This is a genomic window from Janthinobacterium pasteuri (assembly GCF_051380775.1).
Lineage (GTDB): Bacteria > Pseudomonadota > Gammaproteobacteria > Burkholderiales > Burkholderiaceae_D > Janthinobacterium.
On record NZ_JBNYXS010000002.1, the window covers coordinates 154,021 to 180,129 of the forward strand.

The window sequence follows — 26,109 nt, forward strand, 5'->3', positions numbered from 1 at the left end:
GCCTTGATCCAGCTCGCATTGGCTGGTTTACGCGTTGTAGATTCGGGATGGGACCTTCCCCTGAACGAGTCTTCCAAGGAGATGCAGCATGCGCACACTATGCGGGCTGGCCGCCGCCTTTCTGCTTGCCGTCGCGCCCGGCGTCCGGTCACAGCTGGACAAGGCGCCCACGCCGCTGCCGATTCCCATCGCCGCCGCGTCCACGTCCATGGCCGACTGTTTCGATTTGACCTTGAAGAGCGAGGCGCTGCCGTATGATGTGTACCGTCAGACAGCAGGGCCCCAGGAAAATTCTCGGAATTCCCCTACTTATCGGGGTCAGAGCCTTATTTTACGGAAGGCGGCTTGCGCCAGTACCCCGAGCTGGAGCAGGCACTTGCCCGCTTCCGCATTGAAGCGACGGGCGGCAAATCGCCCGCCTTGCGCAAGCTGCGGGGCGAGATATAGTTAATTTATCGACAATGCGAATTTAATATAAGGTATCAATTGTTGTTTCTGGGTAATTGAGAGTCGGTATTGCTTGACGACAAAATCTTATTCCCGGACCATGGTGCATCCCTCCCGATTTCCCCTTTTTTTATTGGATGCACCATGTTGTCCTCCCTCAAGGCGCGGCTGATCGCCATCGCCGTTTCCATCGTCGTGCTGGCCATGCTGGCCGTCGCCATCGCCAATTTCTATACCACGCGCTCAAGCACCCTGGCCGCGCTCGATACGCAGATGCTGCAGTTGTCGCACAGCCACGCGCAGGCGATTGCCGAATGGTTGCGCTCCAAGCAAGCCGTCGTGGGCTCGCTCAAGCAGGGCGCCACGGCGGCCGATCCGCTGCCGGCCCTGAAGGCGGCCGAACAGGCTGGCACGTTTGACATGGCGTATATCGGCTTTGCCGACAAGCATGCCGTCTTTTCGCAGGAGCGCAAGCGCGCCGCCGACTACGATCCTACGGCGCGGCCCTGGTACAAGCGGGCGTCCGAAGCGGGCGGCCCCGTCATCACGGCGCCGTATATCGGCGCCAGCACGGGCAAGCTGGTGGTGACGTTTGCCGAGCCGCTGGGCGGTAAAGGTAGCGTGACGGGCGTGATGGCGGCCGACGTGATGATGGATGCGGTGGTGCAAAATGTCGCCTCGATCAAGCCAACCGCGTCCAGCTACGCCTTCCTCGTCGATGGCGATGGCAAGATCATCGCCCACCCGGACGGCAAGCTGACCCTGAAGCCGCTGGCCGAGCTCGATCCGGGCTTGAGCGCGCAGGCGCTGGGCAATATTGAAAAGAGCGGCGACGGTGCCGCCATTCGCCTCGGCGAGCGCGATGGTATCTTGCATGTGAGTAAGGTGCCGGGCAGCGACTGGCTGCTGGCTACCGTGCTCGACCGTGCGGAAGCGACGCAAGCCCTGAGCTCCATGCTGCGCGCCTCGGCCCTGACGGCCTTGCTGGTGCTGGCCCTGGCCGCCACGGTATTGAGCGTGCTGGTGGCGCGCGCCCTGCGTCGCCTGGGTCTGGTGCGCGATGCGATGGAAGCGATCGCCACGGGCGACGGCGACCTGACCAGCCGCCTCGACGCGGAAGGTAGTGACGAACTGGCGCAGATCGCCAAGGCGTTTAACTTGTTCGTCGAAAAGATCGCCACCGTGCTGGTGCAGATCCGCAGCATCAGCACCCTGGTGCGCAGCGAGTCGGCCGATATTGCCGCCGGCAACGCCGACCTGTCCTCGCGCACGGAAGCGCAGGCGGGCGCGCTGGAAGAGACGGCCAGTTCGATGGATGAGCTGACCTCGACCGTCAAGCAGAATGCGGAAAATGCGCATGCGGCCAACGAGCTGGCCGTGTCCGCCTCGGAAGTGGCGGCCAAGGGTGGACGCGTGGTGCAGCAGGTGGTGGGCACCATGGCCGGCATCCAGGAAAGCTCGCGCAAGATCGTCGACATCATCGGCGTGATCGATGGCATCGCTTTCCAGACGAATATCCTGGCCCTGAACGCCGCCGTCGAGGCGGCGCGCGCGGGCGAGCAGGGCAGGGGCTTTGCCGTGGTGGCGTCCGAAGTGCGCAACCTGGCGCAAAGGTCGGCTGGCGCGGCCAAGGAAATCAAGGAGCTGATCGGCGACTCGGTGGAAAAAGTCGATGCGGGCGGGCGCCTCGTCAATGAAGCGGGCCAGACCATGGACCAGGTAGTGGCCTCGGTGCAGCAATTGACGACCATCATGAGCGAGATCACGGTGGCCAGCCGCGAACAGAGTGCCGGCATCGGCGAAATCAATACGGCTGTCACGCACATGGATACCATGACACAACAAAACGCGGCCCTCGTCGAGCAGGCTGCCGCTGCCGCGGAAAGCCTGCAGGAGCAGGCGGTGGACCTGGCGCAGGCCGTCGGCATGTTCCGCCTCGGTGATGCGGGCCCTGCTGCAGCGCCCGCGCCCGTGACGCGCCTCAAGGCCAGGCCAGCGGCGCCAGCGCCGCGCGCGCCGGCCCGCGCGCTGTCGCCGAGCAAGCCCGTCAAGGCGGCGAAGTCCGGCGCCGACGAGTGGGAAGAGTTTTAAGCGCGCAGCAGTAAATCGACGTTTATCCGCGTTTTTGTCAGGTCAGCCTGTCAAAAGCGCAGTTCGTCGCAATCGGCGTGTCGGCCGGGGGCGGTATGGCTATAGTGACACCATACCGCAAGCCCACTGCCAGACACCCGAGGAGAACAACATGAACGTCGCTAAAAACATGGAAATCATTGCCGTTGCCGCCGCCATCCTGGTCAGCGCCAGCTGCTACGCCATTGCCCCGGCCGCCCCGGCCCTGCAAGTGGCCAGTTCCACGGCCACCCTGGCCGCGCCAGCGAACAAGGCTGCCATGCAAGTGGTGGTGATCAAGGCCAAGCGCCTCAGCGCAGCAGAAAAATCCCGTTTTGCATAATTGATTGTCAGCAATTTTCCGCGCTGCTACAGTGGTGCTGCGCGAGCAATGCAGGCGCCCTCCCCGGCGGGCGGCCAGACAGATAAAAACAAGATTCCGAGGATGCATTACATGAAAAAGACACTGCAACTGGCGCTGCTGTTCCTGGCGACACTGGGCCTGGTGCGCGGCGCGGCCGCCGAGACCCGCTTGCTGGAGATGCGCAACATCGATGCCCGCGTAGTGCGCGTCAAGCTCGATGGTGTGATGGAAGTGCGCATTCGCCAGGGCAACGTTGCTTCGCTGAGCATCACGGCCGACAAGCGCTACATCGCCGATGTCAGCACGGCGCAAAGCGGCGACACCCTGCATATCGAAACAGAAGTGCGCGGCTTCAAGATCGGCCCCTCGTCGATACGCGCCGACCTGGTCTTGCCGAACTTGCGCGAACTGAGTTCGGAAGGCTTTGGCAGCACCGATATCACGGGTTTCAAGGGTGAGGAGCTGACCCTGTCGCTGGAAGGTGCGGGCAGCATCAAGCTGGTGGGCGACTACCGCAAGCTCAATGCCAGCCTGGGTGGCGTGGGCAGCATGCAGCTCTGGATCGGCAATAACGAAAAAGCGGAGCTGGACTTGCAGGGTGCCGGCTCGGTAGTGCTGGGCGGACGCGGGCGCATCCTGAAAGCCAGCCTGGGCGGCCTGGGCAGCCTGAATGCGCAGCAATTCGAAGCGGACGCCGTCAACCTGGAATTGAGTGGGCTCGGCAACGCCACGGTGAATGCCCAAACGAATGCCAAGCTGAACCTGAGCGGACTCGGTTCGGTGGTGGTGTACGGCAAGCCGGCCAACCGCGATGTCAGCGTCGAGGGCCTGGGCAAAGTAAGCTGGAAGTAAAAGCATCCTGTCGCAGGTGTTATTGGCAGAATAAGAATAAGTAGTCAGACCACATCCCATTCCGATGAAAAAACTGATCATTACATTACTCATGCTGTTGACGATACAGCTACCCGCGCGGGCTGGCTTCGTCGAAGGCGCCAGCGCCTACAACAACAAGAATTACGCGCTGGCTTACAAGGAAATATTGCCACTTGCTAAGACCGGCAACGCCGATGCCCAGCATTTGCTGGGCTTGATGTATTACATGGGGCGCGGCTTGCCGCAAGATTACAAGCAAGCCATGTTCTGGCACCGCAAGGCGGCCGAGCAGGGCAAGGCCGATGCCCAGTATGTAGTGGGCGCTATGTATTACACGGGCAACGCCGTGCTGCAAGACCACAAGCAGGCCGTGGGCTGGTTCCGCAAGGCGGCCGAGCAGAACCATGCGGAGGCGCAGCAGGTGCTGGGCCTGATGTATCGCTACCATATGGGCGGCGTGCCGCAGGACAATGTCATCGCCTACATGCTGTGGAACCTGGCGGCAGCCAACGGCAACGCGAATGCGGCCGACCAGCGCGCCGCCGTGGTGCGCAAGATGACGCATGAGCAGGTCGAGGAAGGGCAGGCCCTGTCCGCGAAATGGAAGCCGGGCATGCCATTGCCGCGCCAGTCGAACACGGGCGGCGTTTAGCGGGAGGTGCTCAGCAAGGCACGGCGGCTTGGCGTACAATCGCCGTTTTCCCCTGAGAGAGTCCCGCCATGCGTGCAGTTGTCATCAGCCAGCCAGGTCCCGCCGACGTTTTGCAGATCGCCGAACGTCCGATGCCGCACTATAAAGCGGGCGAACTGCTGATCAAGGTGCACGCGGCCGGCATTAACCGTCCCGACGTGCTGCAGCGCCTGGGCAAGTATGCGCCGCCCGCCGGCGCGTCCGACTTGCCAGGCCTGGAAGTGGCGGGCGAAGTCGTCGATGGCGACTTTGGCAACACTGCATTCAAAAAAGGCGACCTGGTCTGCGCCCTGGTGCAGGGCGGCGGCTATGCCGAGTACTGTGCAGCCCCAAGCGGCCAGTGCCTGCCCTTGCCCAAAGGCTTGACGGCGCTGGAAGGCGCGTCCCTGCCGGAAAACTTCTTTACCGTCTGGAGCAATGTCTTCGACCGCTGCGCGCTGGCCGATGGTGAAACCTTGCTGGTGCAGGGCGGCACGTCCGGCATCGGCGTGGCGGCCATTCAATTGGCGGCAGCGCTCGGCCACCGCGTGTTCGCCACGGCGGGCAGCGACGAGAAGGCGCGCGCCTGCGAAGCGTTGGGCGCCGAGCGGGGCATCAATTACCGCACGGAAGATTTCGTGGCTGTCGTCAAGGAATTGACCGCTGGCAAGGGTGTCGACGTCATCCTCGACATGGTGGGCGGCGACTACCTGCCGCGCGAGATCGACTGCCTGGCCGACGATGGCCGCATCGGCCTGATCGCCGTGCAGGGTGGTAGCAAGGCCACCCTGGACCTGGGGCAGGTGCTGCGCCGCCGCCTGAGCGTCAGCGGCTCCACCCTGCGTCCCCGTCCCGTCGCCTTCAAGGCTGCCATCGCGAACCATTTGCGCGCGACCGTCTGGCCCCTGATCGAGGCGGGCAAGATCAAACCTGTGATCTATCAAACTTTCCCATTGGAAAAAGCTAACGAGGCGCATGCCTTGATGGAAGCGAGCATGCACGTGGGCAAGATCATGTTGCAAGTTGCCTGAAACGGGGCACTGCCTGTTTGACCGGCATCGGTGCCGGAGTTAGAATGACGGGTTATTAGAATTTAGGCTACTATGCGTCGCAAACTCGTCGTCGGAAATTGGAAAATGAACGGCAGTCGCACCTCGAACGCGGTGTTATTGTCTGAAATAGTGGCTGGCCTGACTGCCTCTGGCGCCGCCAGCGCTGTCTGTGTGCCCGCGCCGTATCTGGCGCAGTGCCAGGCGCAATTGGCAGGCTCGGCTCTTGGTTGGGGCGCGCAGGATGTGTCCGCGCACGCCGGTGGCGCCTACACGGGAGAAATCTCGGTCGCGATGCTGCAGGATTTTGGCTGCAGCTATGTGGTGATCGGGCATTCCGAGCGCCGCGCCTATCACGGCGAGAGCGATGCGCAGGTGGCGGCCAAGACGGTTGCCGCGCTGGCGGCAGGCATCACGCCTATCGTTTGCATCGGCGAAACGCTGGCGCAGCGCGAAGCGGGTCAGACCGACGTCGTGGTAGCGCAGCAGCTGGGTGCCGTGCTGGCGGCGATTTCCACCGACGACGTGGCGAAACTGGTGCTGGCTTACGAGCCAGTCTGGGCTATCGGCACGGGCAAGACGGCCACGCCGCACATGGCGCAGGACGTGCATCAGGTATTGCGCGGCCAGGTGGCGGCAAAGAATGCGGTAGCGGCGGCCGGCGTGCAGATCCTGTACGGCGGCAGCATGAAGCCGGAGAACGCAAAAGAATTGATGGCGATGCCGGATATCGATGGCGGTCTGATCGGTGGGGCAGCATTGAAGGCGGCGGATTTCCTGGCAATTATTCACGCCGCTGATTGAATTAATTTAAACTAAGAATGGAATTGCAATGAACATGATGTTCAATCTGGTAGTGGTAGTACAGGTTATTTCGGCATTGTCGATTATCGCGCTGGTGTTGCTGCAGCACGGCAAGGGCGCCGACATGGGCGCCGCCTTCGGTTCGGGCGCCTCGGGCAGCCTGTTCGGTGCGACGGGTTCGTCGAACTTCATGTCGAAATCGACGGGCGTTGCCGCCGCGATTTTCTTCGGTGCCACCCTGGCTCTGTCGCTGATGGCTAATCAGCGCGCCACCACCGTCGGCGGCGGCGTGATGGATAAAGTCGTCAAGCCAGTGCCAGTCACCGGCGCGGGCGCGATTCCGACGACGGTACCTGCAGCAGCACCGGTCGCCAGCGCTCCTGCAGCGGCGGCACCGGTTGCCAGCACCCCGGCAGGCGCGATTCCGAAGTAATTGTGTCGTCACTGAGCGGCACCTCGATACCTCATCGAGAGTAGTTCTCATTACGGGCAGATTGTTGCTCAATGTTTTAGCAGCGCGGCAGGAAAAAATCGTGACGCGCTGGAAGATGTAAAAATTTATCGTTTTTATCTGTGTTTTGATGCATTTGTGCATTAACTTTAGCGGCAAAGCAGAGTAGAATACGGGCCTTACCGCCGACGTGGTGAAATTGGTAGACACGCTATCTTGAGGGGGTAGTGGCGAAAGCTGTACGAGTTCGAGTCTCGTCGTCGGCACCAGAAATCAGAAGCCAGCAACGGCGCACGGGCCATGGCTCGTACAAAGTTGCTGGCTTTTTTTACGAGGATGTGTCGTTCGATCCTGGTCTTAGCTTTGATTGGGGTCGTGCGTTAGATACGCTGCAAATGATCGCAGCGTCCTCATTTAACCGATCGTTCAATATAAGCTTATCAATCGTGAACCTCGAAAATTACTTCCCCGTCCTGCTGTTTATTATTATCGGCCTTGGTGTCGGTATCGCTCCCCAGCTCCTGGGGCGCCTGTTAGGTCCTAATAAGCCTGACGCAGCAAAACTCTCCCCGTACGAATGTGGCTTTGAAGCATTCGAAGACGCGCGCATGAAATTTGATGTGCGCTACTATCTGGTCGCAATCCTGTTTATTTTGTTCGATCTGGAAACGGCATTCTTTTTCCCATGGGGCGTTGCAATGCGCGACCTGGGCTGGGCCGGTTTCGTCACGATGATGGTGTTCATCGCTGAATTCGTGGTCGGATTTTGGTACATTTGGAAGAAAGGTGCCCTTGACTGGGAATAAGCCATGGCTATTGAAGGCGTATTAAGCGAAGGTTTCATCACCACCTCGGCCGACAAGCTGATCAACTGGGCGCGCACCGGGTCTATGTTCCCGATGACGTTCGGTCTGGCCTGCTGTGCGGTCGAAATGATGCATGTGGGCGCAGCCCGCTACGATATGGACCGTTTCGGCGTCGTGTTTCGTCCGTCGCCGCGTCAGTCCGACGTCATGATCGTTGCCGGTACCCTGTGCAACAAGATGGCGCCGGCCCTGCGCAAGGTCTACGACCAGATGGCAGAGCCACGCTGGGTCATCTCGATGGGTTCCTGCGCCAATGGGGGCGGGTACTACCATTACTCCTATTCTGTGGTGCGCGGTTGCGACCGCATCGTGCCCGTCGACGTGTATGTGCCTGGCTGTCCTCCGACCGCTGAAGCCTTGCTGTACGGCATCATGCAGTTGCAGAACAAGATCAAGCGTACCAGCACGATCGCACGCTAACCGGGCCGCTTCAGATTATGACAACACATTTAGAAGTATTGCAAAACGCCCTCGGCACTGCCCTGGGCGATCGCGTTAGCACGACCGTTGCGCTGGGCGAAGTCACCCTGGTCGTCAAGGCCGAGGACTATCTGGCCGTGATGCAGACCTTGCGCGATGATCCGAGCCTGCATTTCGAGCAATTGCTCGACCTGTGCGGCGTCGACTACTCGACCTATGGCGACGGTAGCTGGGATGGCCTGCGTTTTGCGGCCGTCTCGCACTTGCTGTCGGTCAAGCACAACTGGCGCGTGCGCGTACGCGTGTTCGCACCCGACGACGACATGCCGCTGCTGCCCTCCGTGGTGAGCATCTGGCGTGCCGTCAACTGGTATGAGCGCGAAGCGTTCGACTTGCTGGGCATCCTCTTCGAAGGCCACAACGACTTGCGCCGCCTGCTGACCGACTACGGTTTCATCGGTCATCCGTTCCGCAAGGATTTCCCCGTCTCCGGCTATGTCGAGATGCGTTACGATCCGGAACAGAAGCGCGTGATTTACCAGCCCGTGACGATCGAGCCGCGGGAAAACGTGCCGCGCGTGATCCGCGAAGAACATTACGGGATGAAATAATGGCTGAGATTAAGAACTACACCCTGAACTTTGGGCCACAGCATCCGGCCGCGCACGGTGTGCTGCGCCTGGTGCTGGAGATGGATGGCGAAGTCATCCAGCGTGCCGACCCGCATATCGGCCTGCTGCACCGCGCCACCGAAAAGCTGGCCGAGCAAAAGACCTATCTGCAATCCGTGCCGTACATGGACCGTCTCGACTATGTGTCGATGATGTGCAATGAACATGCGTACGTGATGGCCATCGAAAAGATGCTGGGCCTGGAAGTGCCGCTGCGCGCGCAATACATCCGCGTCATGTTCGACGAGATGACGCGCATCCTGAATCACCTGATGTGGCTGGGCACCCATGCGCTGGACGTTGGCGCCATGGGCCCGTTCCTGTATTGCTTCCGCGACCGCGAAGACTTGTTCGACGCCTACGAGGCAGTCTCGGGCGCGCGCATGCACGCGGCTTACTACCGTCCGGGCGGCGTGTACCGCGACTTGCCGGACGCCATGCCGCAGCACAAGGCGTCGATCATCCGTAACGCCAAGGCGATCGGCAAACTCAATGAAAACCGCCAGGGCTCCCTGCTGGACTTCATCGAAGACTTTGCGCGCCGTTTCCCGAATTCCGTGGACGAGTACGAAACCTTGCTGACCGACAACCGTATCTGGAAACAGCGTACCGTCGGCATCGGCGTGGTCTCGCCGGAAGATGCGCTGGCCATGGGCTTTACGGGCGCCATGCTGCGCGGCTCGGGCGTGCAGTGGGACTTGCGCAAGAAACAGCCGTACGAAGTGTACGACCTGATGGATTTCGACATTCCTATCGGCACCAACGGCGATTGCTACGACCGCTACCTGGTCCGCGTGGAAGAGTTGCGCCAGTCGAACCGCATCATCAAGCAATGCGTGGAGTGGCTGCGCAACAATGAAGGTCCTGTCATGACCAGCAACCGCAAGGTAGCGCCTCCGGGCCGCGTCGACATGAAGACCAACATGGAATCGTTGATTCACCACTTCAAGCTGTTTACCGAAGGTTTCCACGTGCCGCCAGGCGAGGCCTACAGCGCCGTGGAACATCCGAAGGGCGAGTTCGGCGTGTACCTGGTGTCCGATGGCGCCAACAAGCCGTACCGCATGAAACTGCGCGCGCCAGACTACGCTCACTTGCAGTCGCTCGACGAGATGGCGCGTGGGCACATGCTTGCCGACGCCGTGACCATCATCGGGACGCAAGATATCGTGTTCGGCAGTATTGACCGCTAAGAGGCAAAAAGTATGTTGTTATCAGAGCAATGCTATAAGAAAATTGACCGCGAGCTGGCCAAGTACCCGGCCGACCAGCGTCAGTCGGCCGTCATGGCCGCGCTGGCCCATGCCCAGGATGAACTGGGCTGGCTGGCGCCGGAAACCATGAAGGAACTGGCCGATTACATCGGCATGCCGGCGATTGCCGTGCAGGAAGTGGCCACGTTCTACAATATGTACAACGTGAAACCCGTGGGCAAGCACAAGATCACCGTGTGCACCAACCTGCCATGCGCCCTGTCGGGCGGCGTACGCGCTGCAGAGTACCTGAAGCAGAAACTGGGTATCGATTTCCGCGAAACCACCGCCGACGGCCAGTTCACTCTGGTTGAAGGCGAGTGCATGGGTGCTTGCGGCGATGCGCCGGTCTTGCTGGTCAGTAATAAAACCATGTGCAGCTGGATGTCGAACGAGAAAATCGACGCCATGCTGGAGGAACTCAAGAAATGACGTCACTCCACAACCGCCATATCGATCCATTGATCCTGAAGGATCTGGATGGCAAGAACTGGCATTTGCAAGACTATGTGAACCGCGGCGGCTATTCGGCACTGCGGCGTATCCTGGAAGAGAAAATCACGCCGGAACAGATCATCGCCGACCTCAAGGCTTCGTCCTTGCGCGGCCGTGGCGGCGCGGGTTTCCCTACCGGCTTGAAGTGGAGCTTCATGCCGCGCCAGTTCCCGGGTCAAAAATACCTCGTCTGCAATACAGATGAAGGCGAGCCGGGCACTTTCAAGGACCGCGACATCATTCGTTACAATCCCCATGCGCTGATCGAAGGCATGGCCATTGGCGCTTATGCGATGGGCATCACCGTTGGCTATAACTATATCCACGGCGAAATCTGGGCCGAGTACGCCCGTTTCGAAGAAGCGCTGGAAGAGGCGCGCGCCGCCGGTTTCCTGGGCGACAAGATCATGGGCAGCGAGTTCTCATTCCAGTTGCATGCGCACCATGGTTATGGCGCTTACATCTGCGGCGAAGAAACGGCCCTGCTGGAGTCGCTGGAAGGCAAGAAAGGCCAGCCGCGCTTCAAGCCGCCTTTCCCAGCCTCGTTTGGCCTGTACGGCAAGCCGACGACGATCAACAACACGGAAACCTTCGCGGCCGTGCCCTTCGTGCTGAACATCGGTCCAGAGAAATACCTGGCGATGGGCAAGCCGAACAATGGCGGTTCGAAGATCTTCTCGATCTCGGGCGACGTGGAAAAACCGGGCAACTACGAAGTGCCGCTCGGCACCCCGTTTGCGACCCTGCTGGAACTGGCAGGCGGCATGCGTGGTGGCAAAAAGATCAAGGCCGTGATCCCTGGCGGCTCGTCCGCGCCGGTGATTCGCGGCGACATCATGATGCAGACCGACCTGGACTATGACTCGATCGCGAAAGCCGGTTCGATGCTGGGTTCGGGCGCCGTCATCGTGATGGACGAAACACGCTGCATGGTAAAGGCGCTGGAACGCCTGTCCTACTTCTACTTTGAAGAATCGTGCGGCCAGTGTACGCCTTGCCGTGAAGGCACAGGCTGGATGTACCGCATGGTGCACCGCATCGAGCAAGGGCAGGGTCGTCCAGACGACCTGGACATGCTCAACTCGATCGCCGACAACATCCAGGGCCGCACCATTTGCGCGCTGGGCGATGCGGCTGCCATGCCGGTACGGGCCTTCATTAAGAATTTCCGTGAAGAATTTGAATATCATATCGAGCACAAGCATTGCTTAGTGCCCGCATATATCTAAGCTGCGTCAGGTAACGATCACCATGGTTGAAATCGAAATAGACGGCAAAAAAGTCGAAGTCCCTGCTGGTAGCATGGTGATGGACGCCGCCAACAAATTGGGAACCTACATTCCGCACTTCTGCTATCACAAGAAATTGTCGATCGCAGCGAACTGCCGCATGTGCCTGGTCGAAGTGGAAAAGGCGCCCAAGCCTTTGCCCGCTTGTGCGACCCCGGTCAGTGCCGGCATGATCGTGCGCTCCGCCAGCGATAAAGCTGTGCAGGCGCAAAAGTCGGTCATGGAATTCTTGCTCATTAACCACCCGCTTGATTGCCCTATCTGCGATCAGGGCGGCGAATGCCAGTTGCAAGACTTGGCCGTGGGCTACGGCAAGAGCGAATCGCGCTACAAGGAAGACAAGCGCGTGGTGCAGCCGAAGGAAGCCGGTCCGCTGGTTTCCATGCAGGAAATGTCGCGCTGCATCCAGTGCACCCGCTGCGTACGCTTTGGCCAGGAAGTGGCCGGCGTGATGGAGCTGGGCATGATCGGTCGCGGCGAACACTCGGAAATCGTGTCGTTTGTCGGCCAGACGGTCGACTCCGAACTGTCGGGCAACATGATCGACCTGTGCCCCGTTGGCGCACTGACCTCGAAGCCATTCCGCTACAGCGCCCGTACGTGGGAACTGTCGCGCCGCAAATCGGTCAGCCCGCATGACGGCCTGGGCACGAACCTGATCGTGCAAGTGAAAGCTGGCAAGGTCAAGCGCGTGTTGCCACTGGAAAACGAAGCTGTCAACGAGTGCTGGATCTCGGACAAGGACCGTTTCTCGTACGAAGCGCTGGACAGCGCTGAACGCCTGACTTCCCCGATGCTGAAACAAGGCAACGAGTGGAAAGAAGTCGATTGGCAGACCGCGCTGGAATACGTGGCGCACGGTTTGAAAAATATCAAGCACGAGCATGGCGCTGACGCCATCGCCGCGCTGGCAACGCCGCATTCGACTGTCGAAGAGCTGGTCCTGCTGCAAAAAGTCGCCCACGGCCTCGGTTCAGAGAACGTCGACTTCCGCCTGCGCCAGACCGACTTCGCGCTCGATGCCGGCGTCAAGCCATGGCTGGGCATGCCGATCAACGAATTTGGCCAGATCAAGCGCGCCTTCGTCATCGGCTCGTTCCTGCGCAAGGATCATCCATTGCTGGCCACGCGTTTGCGCGCGTCCGTCAAGGGCGGCGCCAAGCTGTCGATCCTGCACGCCTCGGACGATGATCAACTGATCACCATCGCCAACAAGATGATCGTTGCACCAGGCGATTGGCTGGCGGCCTTGTCGGAAGTGGTCGTCGCTGTTGCTAAAGCGAAAGAAATCGCCGCGCCGGCTGGTTTTGAAGCGGTTACCGCTTCGGACGTGGCTGTCGCCATCGCCGCCAGTCTGATGGCCGGCGACAACGGCGCCGTGCTGCTGGGTAACGCGGCAACGCAACACCCGCAAGCATCGCAACTGCATGCCGCCGCGCAATGGATCGCCGAACAGACGGGCGCCAAGCTCGGTTACCTGACGGAAGCGGCCAATACGGTTGGCGCGCACCTGGTCGCCAAGCCGCGCGCCAATGTGCAAGCTGCCTTTGCCGTGCCGAAGAAAGCTTACGTGCTGCTGCACGCCGAGCCGGAACTCGATGCTGCCAATCCACAAGCGGCCCGCGCCGCCCTGGATGGCGCCGACATGGTCGTGGCGATGTCGGCCTTCAAGCACGGCATGGATTACGCCGATGTCTTGCTGCCGATCGCGCCGTTCGCTGAAACCTCGGGTACCTTCGTCAACTGCGAAGGCCGCGCGCAAAGCTTCAACGGCACCGTGAAACCGCTGGCGGAAACCCGTCCAGCCTGGAAAGTGCTGCGCGTGCTGGGCAACATCCTGGGCCTGGCCGGTTTCGATTACGACACTTCCGAAGCGATCCGCGACGAAGCGTTTGGTGCCGGCGTGACCGATCTGTCGGCACAGCTGAACAATATCGCCAGGAACGCGCCGGAAGCGGCAAGCTACGCACCGGCTTCGCCGGCACTGCAACGCATCGCTGACGTGCCGATCTACTTCGCCGACGCGCTGGTGCGCCGCTCCGAACCTTTGCAACGCACGGTCGATGGCGCTGCGCCGCAAGCACATTTGTCCGCCGAACTGGCTGGCAAGCTGGGCATCAAGGCAGGCGACAAGGTCAAAGTGGCGCAAGGCGCCGGCAGTGCCATCCTGGTGGCGGCAATCCATGCCGGCCTGCCAGCCAATGTGGTCAAAGTGTCGGCGGCGCATTCCTCGACGGCTAGCCTGGGCGGCATGTTCGGTGACATCACAGTTGAAACAGCAGAGGGGAAAATCTGATGGCTCTGCCTGAATTTGTAAACGTCATCAACAGCAGCGGCCAGGATTTGCTGGGCGGCTCCTGGCCGTTCTTCTGGACCCTGATCAAGATCCTGTGCGTGCTGTTGCCGCTGATGGGCCTGGTTGCCTACCTGACCTTGTGGGAACGCAAGCTGATCGGCTGGATCCAGATCCGCGTCGGCCCGAACCGCGTCGGTCCGCTGGGCTTGCTGCAGCCGATCGCCGATGCGCTGAAACTCTTGTTCAAAGAGATCATCATCCCGTCCAAGGCCGCCAAGGGCCTGTTCGTGATCGGCCCGATCATGACCATCATGCCGGCCCTGGCCGCCTGGTCGGTCGTGCCATTCGGCCCGCAAGCCGTGCTGGCCAACGTCAACGCGGGCTTGCTGATGCTGCTGGCGATTACCTCGATGGAAGTCTACGGCATCATCATCGCCGGCTGGGCGTCGAACTCGAAGTACTCGTTCATGGGCGCCATGCGCGCTTCGGCACAGATGATTTCGTATGAAATCCCGATGGGCTTCGTGATGGTCATCGTGCTGATGGTCTCGGGCAGCCTGAACTTCATCGACATCGTTGGCGGCCAGCAAATCGGCTTCTTCGCCGACAAGGGCGTGAACTTCCTGTCGTGGAACTGGTTGCCGCTGCTGCCGATGTTCGTCATCTACCTGGTGTCGGGCCTTGCTGAAGCCAACCGTCACCCGTTCGACGTCGTCGAAGGCGAGTCGGAAATCGTTGCCGGCCACATGGTCGAGTACTCGGGCATGGCCTACGCCATGTTCATGCTGGCCGAATACGCCAACATGATACTGATCGGCGCGCTGGCTTCGATCATGTTCCTCGGTGGCTGGTCCGCACCATTTGCTTTCCTTGAGTTCTGGGGTGGTTTCGGCGGCTTCTTCTGGCTGTTTGCCAAGACCTTCTTCATCGTGTCGGTGTTCATCTGGGTGCGCGGTACTTTCCCACGCTACCGTTATGACCAGATCATGCGCCTCGGCTGGAAAGTGTTTATCCCGTTGACGCTGGTCTACTTGGTCTTCGTCGCTGCCTGGATGCAGACATCCTGGAATATTTGGAAGTAAGAGAGTGCATACGAATGGATAAGGTAAAAGATTTCTTCAGCAGCCTCTTGTTAGGCGAGCTGATCAAGGGCATGGCGCTGACAGGCAAGTACATGTTTTCGCGCAAGATCACGGTGCAATTCCCGGAAGAGAAGACACCGATCTCGCCGCGTTTCCGTGGCTTGCACGCGCTGCGCCGCTACCCGAACGGCGAGGAACGTTGCATCGCCTGCAAACTGTGTGAAGCAGTTTGCCCGGCGATGGCCATCACGATCGAATCGGAACAGCGTGACGACGGTTCGCGCCGCACCACGCGTTACGATATTGACTTGACCAAGTGCATCTTCTGCGGTTTCTGCGAAGAGTCCTGCCCGGTCGATTCGATCGTCGAGACGCAAATCCTGGAATACCACGGCGAGAAACGCGGGGATTTGTATTACACGAAAGAGATGTTGCTGGCCGTAGGTGATCGTTATGAAAATGACATCGCCGCTGCGCGCGCCGCCGACGCACCTTATCGCTGATGGATGCGCCGTAGCCCTAGGCTGCGGCGCGCCCCTCGTTCATCTGTACGTCTATTGGGTTTTTTATGGACTTTAAAACAATTTTGTTTTACGCCTTCGCGCTGATCTTGATTCTGGCAGCGACGCGCGTCATCACGGCCCGTAATCCGGTCCACGCAGTACTGTTCCTGGTACTGTCCTTCTTTTCCGCAGCGGGCATCTGGATGCTGCTGCAAGCTGAATTCCTGGCCATCGTGCTGGTATTGGTGTATGTCGGCGCCGTGATGGTGCTGTTCCTCTTCGTGGTCATGATGCTCGATATCAATATCGACCGCATGCGCGAAGGTTTCTGGGGCTATCTGCCGCTGTCCGTGACGGTGGGCGTGATCATCGTGCTGGAAATGGCTGCTGTCCTGTGGCACGGTTTCCGCAACTTTGCGCCTAGCATCGCTCCGGTGAACGTCAACCTGGGCGGCACCAAGGAACTGGGCCTGCTGATCTACACGAAATATGTGTTCGCCTTCGAGATCGCTGCCGTCGTGCTGCTGGTGGCCATCGTTGCCGCAGTCGCACTGACCCTGCGCAAACGCAAGGATACCAAGCATTTTGCTCCAGGCGATGCGGTACGCGTCAAGCGCAACGACCGCCTGAAGATCATCAAGATGGACGCGGTTGTCGAGCGTCCTGCGGCTGAGCCGGAAGTTAAGGAGGCACCATGACATTATCGCTCACACATTTTCTGGTCCTGGGCGCGATCCTGTTCGCAATCTCGATCGTCGGTATTTTCCTGAACCGCAAGAACATCATCGTATTGCTGATGGCAATCGAATTGATGCTGCTGGCGGTGAATATGAATTTCATCGCGTTCTCCCATTTCATGGGCGACGCGGCCGGTCAGATCTTCGTTTTCTTCATCCTGACGGTTGCCGCCGCTGAGTCGGCTATCGGTCTGGCTATTCTGGTGGTGATGTTCCGTAATCTGGATACCATCAACGTCGAAGACCTGGACAGCCTTAAAGGCTGATGTTTTTCAGACTCGATCTCTCGAATAATAACGATTAAGGTTCATCATGGCGGGGCAACTCCTCAACCCTAACCTCCTTCTTGCCGTACCGCTGGCGCCGCTGGCCGGTGCCGCGATTGCAGGTTTGCTTGGCACCCAGTTCCTGGGTAATTTGGTCGGACGCAAGACGTCGCATACCGCGACGATCCTTGGCGTACTGATTGCGTTCATCCTGTCCGTGCAGACACTGCTGGCAGTGATGGATGGCGCGACATTCAATGGCACGATCTATAACTGGATGACGATCGGCACCCTGAAGATGGAAGTGGGCTTCCAGATCGATTCGCTGTCGGCGATGATGATGTGCGTGGTCACCTTCGTCTCCCTGATGGTGCACATCTACACGATCGGCTACATGAAGGACGACGAAGGCTACAACCGCTTCTTCGCCTACATCTCGCTGTTCACGTTCTCGATGCTGATGCTGGTCATGGCCAACAACTTCCTGCAACTGTTCTTCGGTTGGGAAGCCGTGGGCCTGGTCTCTTACCTGCTGATCGGTTTCTGGTACCAGCGTCCGACGGCCATCGTGGCCAACATGAAGGCTTTCCTGGTCAACCGCGTGGGCGACTTCGGCTTCATCCTGGGCATCGGCCTGCTGCTGGCTTACGCCGGTACCATGAACTACCAGGAAGTGTTTGCCAAGAAAGACGAACTGGCGCTGTTGAGCTTGCCAGGCACCGACTGGGCCCTGCTGACCGTTGCCTGCATCTGCCTGTTCATCGGCGCGATGGGCAAATCGGCGCAGTTCCCGCTGCACGTGTGGCTGCCTGACTCGATGGAAGGTCCTACCCCGATCTCGGCACTGATTCACGCCGCGACGATGGTGACGGCCGGTATCTTCATGGTCTCGCGCATGTCGCCGCTGTTCGAACTGTCCGACACGGCACTGTCCTTCATCCTGGTGATCGGCTCCATCACGGCGCTGTTCATGGGTTTCCTGGGCATCATCCAGAACGACATCAAGCGCGTCGTCGCTTACTCGACCCTGTCGCAGCTGGGCTACATGACTGTCGCGCTGGGTTCGTCCGCGTACTCCGTGGCCGTATTCCATCTGATGACACACGCATTCTTCAAGGCACTGCTGTTCCTGGGCGCCGGCTCCGTCATCATCGGCATGCACCATGACCAGGACATCCGCAACATGGGTGGCCTGCGCAAATACATGCCAATCACCTGGATCACCTCCCTGGTCGGTTCGCTGGCCCTGATCGGCACGCCGCTGTTCTCCGGCTTCTACTCGAAAGACAGCATCATCGAAGCCGTCGAAGCGACGCACATCTGGGGTGCTGGCTTTGCCCAGTTCGCCGTGCTGGCTGGCGTGTTCGTTACCGCCTTCTACTCGTTCCGCATGTATTTCCTCGTCTTCCACGGCAAGGAACGTTTCGGCCAGGCGCACGCGCATGGTCATGACGACCATCACGCACCGAAAGCGGCCCATGGCGCGCACGGCGATGCACATGACGACCATCATGAAGAGGAATCGCATGACGATTCCGAAGACGACCACGCGCATCACGGTCTGGAACCTGGCCAGAAGCCGCATGAATCGCCATTCGTCGTATGGTTCCCGCTGGTGATGCTGGCGATCCCGTCGCTGCTGATCGGCTACCTGACGATCGGCCCGATGCTGCATGGCGATTTCTTCAAGGGCGTGATCTTCGTCGGCGAAAACCATCCAGCAATGGAAGAGTTGTCGCATGAATTCCACGGCGCGATGGCGATGGCGATCCACGGCCTGTCGACGGCACCGTTCTGGCTGGCATTGTCCGGCGTGGTGGCAGCCTACTACTGCTACATGGTCAACCCGCGTGTACCGGCCTGGTTCTTTGCCAAGTTCCACGCGATCCACACCCTGCTGGACAACAAGTACTACATGGACAAGTTCAATGAAGTCGTGTTCGCCGGCGGTGCCCGCTTGCTGGGTAATGGCCTGTGGAACTTCGGTGACAAGAAGCTGATCGATGGCCTGCTGGTCAACGGTAGCGCCAAGGTCGTCGCCTGGCTGTCCTCGCTGTCGCGAGTGCTGCAGACCGGCTACATCTATCACTATGCATTCGTGATGATCCTGGGCGTGCTGGGCTTCCTGATCTATTTCCTGCCATTCTGGCCCGCTAAGTAAGCTGACCTGATAAAAGAATACTGAGAACCATGATGCAGTCTACGATTTCTACACTACCTCCTTACCTGAGTCTGTCGATCTGGGTGCCGATCATTTGCGGCGTCCTGGTCCTGGCTCTCGGCCGTGACAGCAAAGCGGGCTTTACCCGCTGGCTGTCGCTGGCTGGCGCCGTGCTCAGCATGCTGTGCACCTTGCCGCTGATCCAGCATTTCGACAACGCCGCACACGGCATGCAATTCGTCGAAAAAGCTCCGTGGATAGCCACCTTCAATATCTGGTACTCGCTGGGTATCGACGGCCTGTCGCTGTGGTTCGTGCCACTCACGGCCTTCATCACGGTCATCGTCGTCATTTCCGCCTGGCAAGTGATCGAGAAGCGCATCGCCCAGTACATGGGTGCCTTCCTGATCCTGTCGGGCTTGATGATCGGCGTGTTCTGCGCGCTGGACGGCTTGCTGTTCTACTTCTTCTTTGAAGCAACCCTGATCCCGATGTTCATCATTATCGGTATCTGGGGCGGTTCGAACCGTGTGTACGCCTCGTTCAAGTTCTTCCTGTACACCTTCTTCGGTTCGCTGCTGACGCTGGTTGCCATCATCTACCTGCGCAATGTGACGGGTACTTTCGACATCCTGGCCTGGCATGCGTTCAAGCTGACGATGAACGAACAGATCTTCATCTTCCTGGCCTTCCTGATGGCCTTCGCGGTGAAAGTGCCGATGTTCCCCGTCCACACGTGGTTGCCGGATGTCCACGTGGAAGCGCCTACCGGTGGTTCCGCCGTGCTGGCCGCCATCATGCTGAAACTGGGCGCCTACGGCTTCCTGCGTTTCTCGCTGCCGATCACGCCGGACGCCAGCCACTACCTGTCGGGCTTCATGATCGCCTTGTCGCTGATCGCCGTCATCTACATCGGTCTGGTTGCCCTGGTGCAAACAGACATGAAAAAACTGGTCGCCTATTCGTCGATCGCGCACATGGGCTTCGTGACCCTGGGCTTCTTCATGTTCAACGACATCTCGGTGCAGGGCGGTATCGTGCAGATGGTCTCGCACGGCTTCATCTCCGGCGCGATGTTCCTGTGCATTGGCGTGCTGTATGACCGCATGCATACCCGCAACATCGCCGACTACGGCGGCGTGGTGAACCGCATGCCGAAATTTGCCGCCTTCTTCGTGCTGTTCTCGATGGCCAACTGCGGTCTGCCAGCGACGTCCGGCTTCGTCGGCGAGTTCATGGTGATCCTGGGCGCGGTGCAATACAACTTCTGGATTGGTCTGCTCGCTGCAACGGCACTGATCTGGGGCGCGGCGTACTCGCTGTGGATGGCCAAGCGCGTGGTGTTCGGCAAGATCAAGAACAAGCATGTGGCCGAACTGACCGACATCAACAAACGTGAATTCTTCATGCTTGCTGTGCTGGCCATCGCCGTGCTCGTAATGGGTCTGTACCCAGCCCCGTTCACCGACACGATGCAAACTTCGGTTGCCGACCTGCTGCAGCATGTCGCCATCAGCAAGTTGCCTTAAATAGAAGACCGATAACATGACTAATGCACCTAATCTGGTACCGCTGTACGCGGAAATCTTTCTGCTGATCGCCACGTCGGCGCTCTTGCTGATCGATATGTTCTTGCCTGCGGCGAAGCGTTCGATCACCTATGCGCTGTCGCTGCTGATCCTGGCCGGCTGCGCCTTGCTGACCGTGGGCGACTTCAACGCGGGCACCACCGTCTACACGTTCCATAACATGTTCGTGTCGGACCCGATGTCGCAGCTGTTGAAACTGTTCTCGTACGGCGCAGTGGCGCTGACCCTGATCTACTCGCGTGCTTATGCCACCGACCGCAACATGCTGTCGGGTAACCTGGGCGGCGAGTTCTACGTGCTGGCCCTGTTTGCACTGCTGGGCCAGATGATCATGATTTCGGCCAACAACTTCCTGATCATCTACCTGGGTCTGGAACTGATGTCGCTGTCGCTGTACGCACTGATCGCCTTGCGCCGTGACAATGCCAAGGCCACGGAAGCGGCCATGAAATACTTCATCCTGGGCGCGCTGGCTTCCGGTTTCATGTTGTACGGTATCTCGATGCTGTACGGCGCCTCCGGCACGCTGGATCTGGGCGAACTGCGCGTGGCACTGGAAAACGGCAAGACCAACGGCACCATCATGGTCTTCGGCCTGGTCTTCCTGGTTGCAGGTCTGGCCTTCAAACTGGGCGTCGTGCCATTCCATATGTGGGTGCCTGACGTGTATCAAGGTTCGCCGACGGCCGTGACCCTGCTGCTGGGCGCGGCGCCGAAACTGGCCGCGTTCGCCATCACCCTGCGCTTGCTGGCCGAAGGCTTGCTGCCGATGGCGCATGACTGGCAGCAAATGCTGCTGGTGCTGGCCGTGATGTCGCTGGCCATCGGTAACTTTACCGCCATCGCGCAAACCAACCTGAAGCGCATGCTGGCGTATTCGACCATCGCGCAAATGGGCTTCGTGCTGCTGGGCCTGCTGTCGGGCACCGTGGACGCACCGAACAACACCCTGAACGCAGCTGGCGCAGCCACCGCCTACGGCGCCTCGATGTACTACGTCATCACCTACGTGTTCACCACCCTGGGGACCTTTGGCGTGATCATGTTGTTGGCACGTAATGGTTTCGAAGCAGAAGAACTGGCCGACTTCAAGGGCCTGGGCAAACGCAGCCCGATCTTCGCGCTGGTGATGACCCTGTTCATGTTCTCGCTGGCCGGCGTGCCGCCGCTGATGGGCTTCATGGCCAAGTACTCGGTACTGGCCTCCGTGCTGGCCACCGGCCAGTTGTGGCTGACCATCGCTGCCGTGCTGTTCTCGCTGATCGGTGCTTTCTACTACCTGCGCGTCGTGAAAATGATGTGGTTCGACGAGCCGACGGACAGCAACGCGCTGGTCGTGCATGGCGACATGCGCGTCGTACTGGCCCTGAACGGCGTGTTCGTCCTGGCGCTGGGCGTGATGCCTAATAGCATCCTGGCTGCCTGCGCGACGGCCATCACCAAGACCCTGGCGTCCTGACCGATGGATGTCACCGCCTCGAGCTGGCTGGTGATCGCCCTGGGCATCCTGGGCGCCAACCTGCCATTCTTGAACGAGAAACTGTTTGCCGCCGTGCCCCTGAAAAAAGCGGCGCAGGCAGACGGGGACCAAGGCTGGCGCAAGCCGCTGGCACTGCGCCTGCTGGAGATAGTGATTCTGTACTTCATCGTCGGTGCCGTGGCGTTCGCGCTGGAAGCGCGCATCGGCAACGGTTTCCCGCAGACGTGGGAGTTCTATGCCATCACCGGCTGCCTGTTCCTGGTGCTGGCCTTTCCCGGCTTCGTAACTCGTTACCTGCGCAAACGCCGCTAGAACGCTGACCAAACCTGCTGCGCGTCGCGCTTTGCGGCCTGCGATGCTCACTGTGCTCAAGCACAGTTCCGCTTCTCAGCCACAAATCACTGCCGCTCGCTACGGTTTTGTCAGTGTTCCTCCCCTCCGAAAGCGGCGCCTCTGGCGCCGTTTTTTATTGAATAAAGGAATCCCATGGATACGAATCTGATTGAAACCAAGGTGGACGGCGAGCTCGTCTACGAGGGTGGTTTCCTGCGCGTGCAGCGCGACCGGGTCGCTCTGCCGGACGGCAAGATCACGGCGCGCGAATTCATCCTGCACCCGGGCGCCGTCGTCATCCTGCCGCTGCTCGACGACGGCACGGTGCTGATGGAGCGCCAGTATCGCTATCCGCTGGACCGGGTCTTCATTGAATTCCCGGCCGGCAAGATCGATGCAGGAGAATCGCACCTGGCCTGCGCCCAGCGCGAGTTGATGGAAGAGACGGGCTACACGGCCAGAGACTGGCAATTCGTTTCCACTATCCATAACGCCATCGCGTATTCGGACGAGCACCTGGAACTGTTTTTGGCACGCGGCCTGGTGGCCGGCGAACGCCAGCTAGACGAGGGCGAATTCCTGGAAACGTTCACGGCCACCGTGCCGCAGTTGCTCGACTGGGTCAAGGATGGCACCATCACGGATGTGAAAACGGTCATCGGCATCTTTTGGCTCGACAAGATCACAAGCGGCGCCTGGCAACCGGTTTGATATTGCGCATGCGCACGGCTCTTTTCCTGCTGCTGGCCGGTGTCACCTTCGGTGTGCAGGCGCAGGCGCGCACGGCGTTCCAGGTGCGCTGCGAAGACACGATCAGCAAGACGGTGTCCGTGCTGACGGCGCAGCAGAACGGCTACAGCATCGATACGCATCTGCCGTACAAGGCCCTGACCGTCATGAAGGGCACGGCGCGCGCGAATACCTGGGTGCTGGGATTGACCAAGACGGATTCGCGCGTGGCCATCGCCCTGGCCGGTCCCATGCTGCAAGACCCGGCCAGCGGCTATGAATGCGTGGCGCCGCAAATTACCGTGACCCTCACATATGCGCCCGTGGTGATCTATATCGGCCGAGAGTTCGCGCCCGGCACTTGCGCGTATGATGAGATCCTCGCGCACGAGCTGCGGCACATGAAAACCTATATGGAACATTTGCCGCGCGTGGAAAAGACCGTGCGCGCCGCGCTGGCCAGGCGTTTCGAGGCGCGGCCCCTGTACGCGCCCAGCGGCACGGCCAAGGCGGCGCTGGCGCGTGAGATCGATACGGGCTGGTTGCCGTATATCAAGGCCGAGATGCGCAAGGTGGAAGTGTTGCAGGCGGCCATCGATTCGCCGCAGGAATATGCGCGCCTGGGCAAGGCGTGCAAGGGCGAGATTCAGAACATCCTGGCGGGCAAGGCAGCGCCCGCCAACTAGGAAATTAGATGAGGAATGGCATGACAGCAGCACCGAACACCGTCCGCTACTTTGCGCTGATCCCCGCCGCCGGTGTGGGTGCGCGCATGGAAGCGGGCAGTCCCAAACAATACTTGCCCATCGCCGGCAAGCCCATGCTGCGCCACGCCGTGGACGCCTTTCTTGCGAGCCCCCTGATCGCGCACACGTATATCGTGGTCAGTGCGGACGATGGCCAGATCGACGGCGTCGTGCCGGAGCAGGGCGCAGACCATGGCGTGACGGTGCTGCGCTGCGGCGGCGCCACGCGCATGGAAAGCATCCTGAATGGCTTGCACGCCTTGCACGGCAGCATAGCCGCGCATGACCAGGTGCTGGTGCACGACGCGGCCCGGCCCGGCCTGACGCCAGCGCTGATCGGCAAGTTAATTGCCGAAGTGGGCGACCATCCGGCCGGTGGCTTGCTGGCCTTGCCCGTGGTCGATACCGTCAAGCGGGCGGGGCCGGGCGCGGGTGGCGCCAGCATGTCGGCGCAGACGGTGCCGCGCGACGGCCTGTGGCTGGCGCAGACGCCGCAGATGTTTTCCTATGCCTTGCTGCACCGGGCTTTATCTGAAGCGCCCGATCCGCACGCCATCACGGACGACGCCAGCGCCGTCGAAGCGCTGGGCCTGGCACCCAGGCTGGTCGAAGGCCACCCGCGCAACCTGAAGGTAACCTTGCCGCGCGACATACACACGGCCGAGCTGTATTTGGCCCATCCTTGAATTCCAGAGAGACACGCATGAACACAACGACTCCCGTACTCCCTTTCCGCATCGGCCAGGGCTATGACTGCCACGCGCTGGTGGAGCACCGCGACCTGATCATCGGCGGCGTGAAAATCCCCCATCATCTGGGCTTGCTCGGCCATTCCGACGCGGACGTGCTGCTGCACGCGATCACGGATGCCATCTTTGGCGCCGCCGCCCTGGGCGACATCGGCCGCCATTTCCCCGATACGGATGCGCAATTCAAGGGCGCCGATTCGCGCACCCTGCTGCGAGAAGCCGTGCGCCGCGTGCAAGCCACCGGTTATATCATCGGCAATATCGACGCCACCATCATCGCCCAGCGCCCGAAGATGGCGCCGCACATCGCCGCCATGTGCGCCAACGTGGCCGACGACCTGGGCGTCGCCGTGGGCCAGGTCAACATCAAGGCCAAGACAAATGAAAAACTGGGCTACCTGGGTCGAGAAGAAGGCATCGCGGCCGAAGCCGTGGCCTTGCTGCTGCGCGCCTGATACGCCACCGATGATCGACCACTGACAGGAGGGAGCATGTTTCAGCTACGCCGTATCAGCATCTTGCTTGCATGGGCATTGGCCGCCGCACCATCGGCCTGGGCCGAATTGCAAGCCACTGGCGAGCCGCCCGCCGCCAGGCAGGGTTGGAAGGCCGAGACCGTCGCGCAGGGCGTGCGCCAGCCGTGGGGCATCGCCTGGCTGGGCGAGGGCCGTGCGCTGGTCACCAGCAAGCAGGGCAGCTTGCATTTGCTGAATGGCAAGAAATTCGAGGATGTGGCGCTGGAAGGCATGCCCAAAGTCTTCACGGGCGGGCAGGGCGGCTTGCTCGATATCGTCATTCACCCGCAGGATGCGGGCAAGGCTGCGCCCAGAGTCTACATGACGCTTTCGACAGGCACGAATGACGCGAATCGCACGACCCTGGTGCGCGGCGTGTTCGATGGCAAGAAGGTGACGGGCATCCAGACCCTGTTCAAAGTGGCGACCGACAAGAGCGGCGGCCAGCACTTCGGTTCGCGACTGCTGTGGCTGCCGGATGGCACTTTGCTGATGAGCGTCGCTGACGGCGGCAATCCGCCGCTGCGCATCGGCGACCGCCTGGCACGCGAGCAGGCGCAAAACCTGGCCACGCATCAGGGTTCCATCCTGCGCCTGACGGAAGACGGCAAGCCGGCGCCCGGCAATCCGCTGGCGGCCAAGGGCGCCTTGCCGGAAATCTGGTCGCTTGGCCACCGCAACGTGCAGGGCCTGGCACTCGACCCCGTTTCCGGCCGCGTGTGGGCCACGGAACATGGCCCGTACGGCGGCGACGAGCTGAACCTGGTGGTGGCAGGCGGCAACTACGGCTGGCCCCTGCAAAGCTATGGCGCCGACTACAAGACGCATGAACCGGTCGGCAAGCATGAAGTGGCGGGCATGCTCAACCCGAGCGTGGCCTGGGTGCCATCGCCGGCGCCGTCAGGGCTGGCCGTCTACACGGGCGACAAGATTGCCGCCTGGCGTGGCAGCATCTTCAGCGGCGGCCTGGCGGCCAAGGATATCCGTCGCATCGCCGTCGATGCGAACGGCAAGGTGACGGGGCAGGACCGCCTGGCCATCGGCGCGCGCGTGCGCGACGTGCGCCAGGGGCCGGACGGCTACCTGTATGCGCTGACGGATGAAGACAATGGCCGCCTGCTGCGCATCGTGGCGCAGTAACACGGCAGGCGCCCACTTCGCT

The 26,109-nt window shown here is 60.5% G+C and carries 27 protein-coding genes and 1 tRNA gene; all 28 read left to right on the forward strand.

The features are described 5' to 3' along the window. Positions 1-591 precede the first annotated feature (591 nt). Positions 592-2,538 carry a methyl-accepting chemotaxis protein gene (locus ACQ4WN_RS03095; RefSeq protein WP_436550216.1) on the forward strand — a complete coding sequence of 649 codons (1,947 nt, stop codon included), beginning with the start codon at positions 592-594 and terminating at the stop codon, positions 2,536-2,538. A 151-nt stretch (positions 2,539-2,689) separates the two neighbouring features. Beyond that, a complete protein-coding gene (locus tag ACQ4WN_RS03100; RefSeq protein WP_436550217.1) occupies positions 2,690-2,899 on the forward strand; it encodes a hypothetical protein in 210 nt (69 codons plus the stop codon). Positions 2,900-3,010: 111 nt separating this feature from the next. Beyond that, a complete protein-coding gene (locus ACQ4WN_RS03105) occupies positions 3,011-3,772 on the forward strand; it encodes a GIN domain-containing protein (RefSeq protein ID WP_436550218.1) in 762 nt (253 codons plus the stop codon). 64 nt (positions 3,773-3,836) lie between these two features. Then, the gene (locus tag ACQ4WN_RS03110; protein WP_436550219.1) at positions 3,837-4,445 is read left to right on the forward strand and encodes a tetratricopeptide repeat protein; all 609 of its coding nucleotides are present in this window, start codon (positions 3,837-3,839) and stop codon (positions 4,443-4,445) included. Positions 4,446-4,513: 68 nt separating this feature from the next. Beyond that, entirely contained in the window at positions 4,514-5,494 is a 981-nt protein-coding gene (locus ACQ4WN_RS03115; protein WP_436550220.1) for an NAD(P)H-quinone oxidoreductase, read from the forward strand. 72 nt (positions 5,495-5,566) lie between these two features. Continuing rightward, positions 5,567-6,316, forward strand: a complete 750-nt coding sequence (gene tpiA, locus ACQ4WN_RS03120; RefSeq protein ID WP_436550221.1) for a triose-phosphate isomerase — start codon at positions 5,567-5,569, stop codon at positions 6,314-6,316. A 28-nt stretch (positions 6,317-6,344) separates the two neighbouring features. Next, complete coding sequence (secG, locus tag ACQ4WN_RS03125; RefSeq protein WP_101482093.1) at positions 6,345-6,749, forward strand: preprotein translocase subunit SecG; 405 nt, start codon at positions 6,345-6,347, stop codon at positions 6,747-6,749. 202 nt (positions 6,750-6,951) lie between these two features. Beyond that, a tRNA-Leu gene (locus ACQ4WN_RS03130) sits at positions 6,952-7,036 on the forward strand. Positions 7,037-7,213: 177 nt separating this feature from the next. Continuing rightward, positions 7,214-7,573 (forward strand): NADH-quinone oxidoreductase subunit A, encoded by a 360-nt coding sequence (locus tag ACQ4WN_RS03135; RefSeq protein ID WP_010399734.1) that lies wholly within the window; start codon positions 7,214-7,216, stop codon positions 7,571-7,573. A 3-nt stretch (positions 7,574-7,576) separates the two neighbouring features. Further along, on the forward strand, positions 7,577-8,053 hold the full coding sequence (locus tag ACQ4WN_RS03140; RefSeq protein WP_010399733.1) for a NuoB/complex I 20 kDa subunit family protein: 477 nt from the start codon (positions 7,577-7,579) through the stop codon (positions 8,051-8,053). Positions 8,054-8,070: 17 nt separating this feature from the next. Next, positions 8,071-8,664 (forward strand): NADH-quinone oxidoreductase subunit C, encoded by a 594-nt coding sequence (locus ACQ4WN_RS03145; RefSeq protein WP_436507523.1) that lies wholly within the window; start codon positions 8,071-8,073, stop codon positions 8,662-8,664. Further along, complete coding sequence (locus ACQ4WN_RS03150) at positions 8,664-9,917, forward strand: NADH-quinone oxidoreductase subunit D (protein WP_034749992.1); 1,254 nt, start codon at positions 8,664-8,666, stop codon at positions 9,915-9,917. Before ACQ4WN_RS03145 ends, ACQ4WN_RS03150 begins: the two co-directional genes overlap by 1 nt. Before the next feature lie 12 nt (positions 9,918-9,929). Beyond that, positions 9,930-10,409, forward strand: a complete 480-nt coding sequence (nuoE, locus tag ACQ4WN_RS03155; RefSeq protein ID WP_035820520.1) for an NADH-quinone oxidoreductase subunit NuoE — start codon at positions 9,930-9,932, stop codon at positions 10,407-10,409. Next, positions 10,406-11,701, forward strand: a complete 1,296-nt coding sequence (gene nuoF / locus ACQ4WN_RS03160; protein ID WP_071076361.1) for an NADH-quinone oxidoreductase subunit NuoF — start codon at positions 10,406-10,408, stop codon at positions 11,699-11,701. Before nuoE ends, nuoF begins: the two co-directional genes overlap by 4 nt. A 22-nt stretch (positions 11,702-11,723) precedes the next feature. After that, on the forward strand, positions 11,724-14,057 hold the full coding sequence (gene nuoG, locus ACQ4WN_RS03165; RefSeq protein WP_436550222.1) for an NADH-quinone oxidoreductase subunit NuoG: 2,334 nt from the start codon (positions 11,724-11,726) through the stop codon (positions 14,055-14,057). Then, positions 14,057-15,139, forward strand: a complete 1,083-nt coding sequence (gene nuoH, locus ACQ4WN_RS03170) for an NADH-quinone oxidoreductase subunit NuoH (RefSeq protein ID WP_071076363.1) — start codon at positions 14,057-14,059, stop codon at positions 15,137-15,139. The genes nuoG and nuoH overlap by 1 nt, the downstream gene beginning before the upstream one ends. Positions 15,140-15,153: 14 nt before the next feature. Further along, entirely contained in the window at positions 15,154-15,642 is a 489-nt protein-coding gene (gene nuoI, locus ACQ4WN_RS03175; protein WP_010399726.1) for an NADH-quinone oxidoreductase subunit NuoI, read from the forward strand. 65 nt (positions 15,643-15,707) lie between these two features. After that, the gene (locus ACQ4WN_RS03180; RefSeq protein WP_034779507.1) at positions 15,708-16,340 is read left to right on the forward strand and encodes an NADH-quinone oxidoreductase subunit J; all 633 of its coding nucleotides are present in this window, start codon (positions 15,708-15,710) and stop codon (positions 16,338-16,340) included. Beyond that, positions 16,337-16,645 (forward strand): NADH-quinone oxidoreductase subunit NuoK, encoded by a 309-nt coding sequence (gene nuoK, locus ACQ4WN_RS03185; RefSeq protein WP_010399724.1) that lies wholly within the window; start codon positions 16,337-16,339, stop codon positions 16,643-16,645. The genes ACQ4WN_RS03180 and nuoK overlap by 4 nt, the downstream gene beginning before the upstream one ends. A gap of 46 nt (positions 16,646-16,691) precedes the next feature. Continuing rightward, a complete protein-coding gene (nuoL, locus tag ACQ4WN_RS03190) occupies positions 16,692-18,806 on the forward strand; it encodes an NADH-quinone oxidoreductase subunit L (RefSeq protein ID WP_436550223.1) in 2,115 nt (704 codons plus the stop codon). Positions 18,807-18,835: 29 nt separating this feature from the next. Next, the gene (locus ACQ4WN_RS03195; RefSeq protein ID WP_436550224.1) at positions 18,836-20,335 is read left to right on the forward strand and encodes an NADH-quinone oxidoreductase subunit M; all 1,500 of its coding nucleotides are present in this window, start codon (positions 18,836-18,838) and stop codon (positions 20,333-20,335) included. Positions 20,336-20,351: 16 nt separating this feature from the next. Beyond that, positions 20,352-21,854: an NADH-quinone oxidoreductase subunit NuoN gene (gene nuoN, locus ACQ4WN_RS03200; protein ID WP_436550225.1), complete on the forward strand. Its 1,503-nt coding sequence runs from the start codon at positions 20,352-20,354 to the stop codon at positions 21,852-21,854. Between the two features lie 3 nt (positions 21,855-21,857). Beyond that, positions 21,858-22,187, forward strand: coding sequence for a DUF2818 family protein (locus ACQ4WN_RS03205; protein WP_436550226.1), 330 nt, complete (start codon positions 21,858-21,860; stop codon positions 22,185-22,187). A gap of 174 nt (positions 22,188-22,361) precedes the next feature. Then, positions 22,362-22,919: an NUDIX domain-containing protein gene (locus ACQ4WN_RS03210; RefSeq protein WP_436550227.1), complete on the forward strand. Its 558-nt coding sequence runs from the start codon at positions 22,362-22,364 to the stop codon at positions 22,917-22,919. A gap of 8 nt (positions 22,920-22,927) precedes the next feature. Next, positions 22,928-23,623 carry a hypothetical protein gene (locus tag ACQ4WN_RS03215; protein WP_436550228.1) on the forward strand — a complete coding sequence of 232 codons (696 nt, stop codon included), beginning with the start codon at positions 22,928-22,930 and terminating at the stop codon, positions 23,621-23,623. Positions 23,624-23,643: 20 nt separating this feature from the next. Then, complete coding sequence (gene ispD, locus ACQ4WN_RS03220) at positions 23,644-24,369, forward strand: 2-C-methyl-D-erythritol 4-phosphate cytidylyltransferase (RefSeq protein ID WP_436550229.1); 726 nt, start codon at positions 23,644-23,646, stop codon at positions 24,367-24,369. Between the two features lie 17 nt (positions 24,370-24,386). Continuing rightward, entirely contained in the window at positions 24,387-24,887 is a 501-nt protein-coding gene (ispF, locus tag ACQ4WN_RS03225; RefSeq protein ID WP_436550230.1) for a 2-C-methyl-D-erythritol 2,4-cyclodiphosphate synthase, read from the forward strand. Positions 24,888-24,923: 36 nt separating this feature from the next. After that, positions 24,924-26,087 (forward strand): PQQ-dependent sugar dehydrogenase, encoded by a 1,164-nt coding sequence (locus tag ACQ4WN_RS03230; protein WP_436550231.1) that lies wholly within the window; start codon positions 24,924-24,926, stop codon positions 26,085-26,087. The last annotated feature ends 22 nt before the right edge of the window (positions 26,088-26,109 follow it).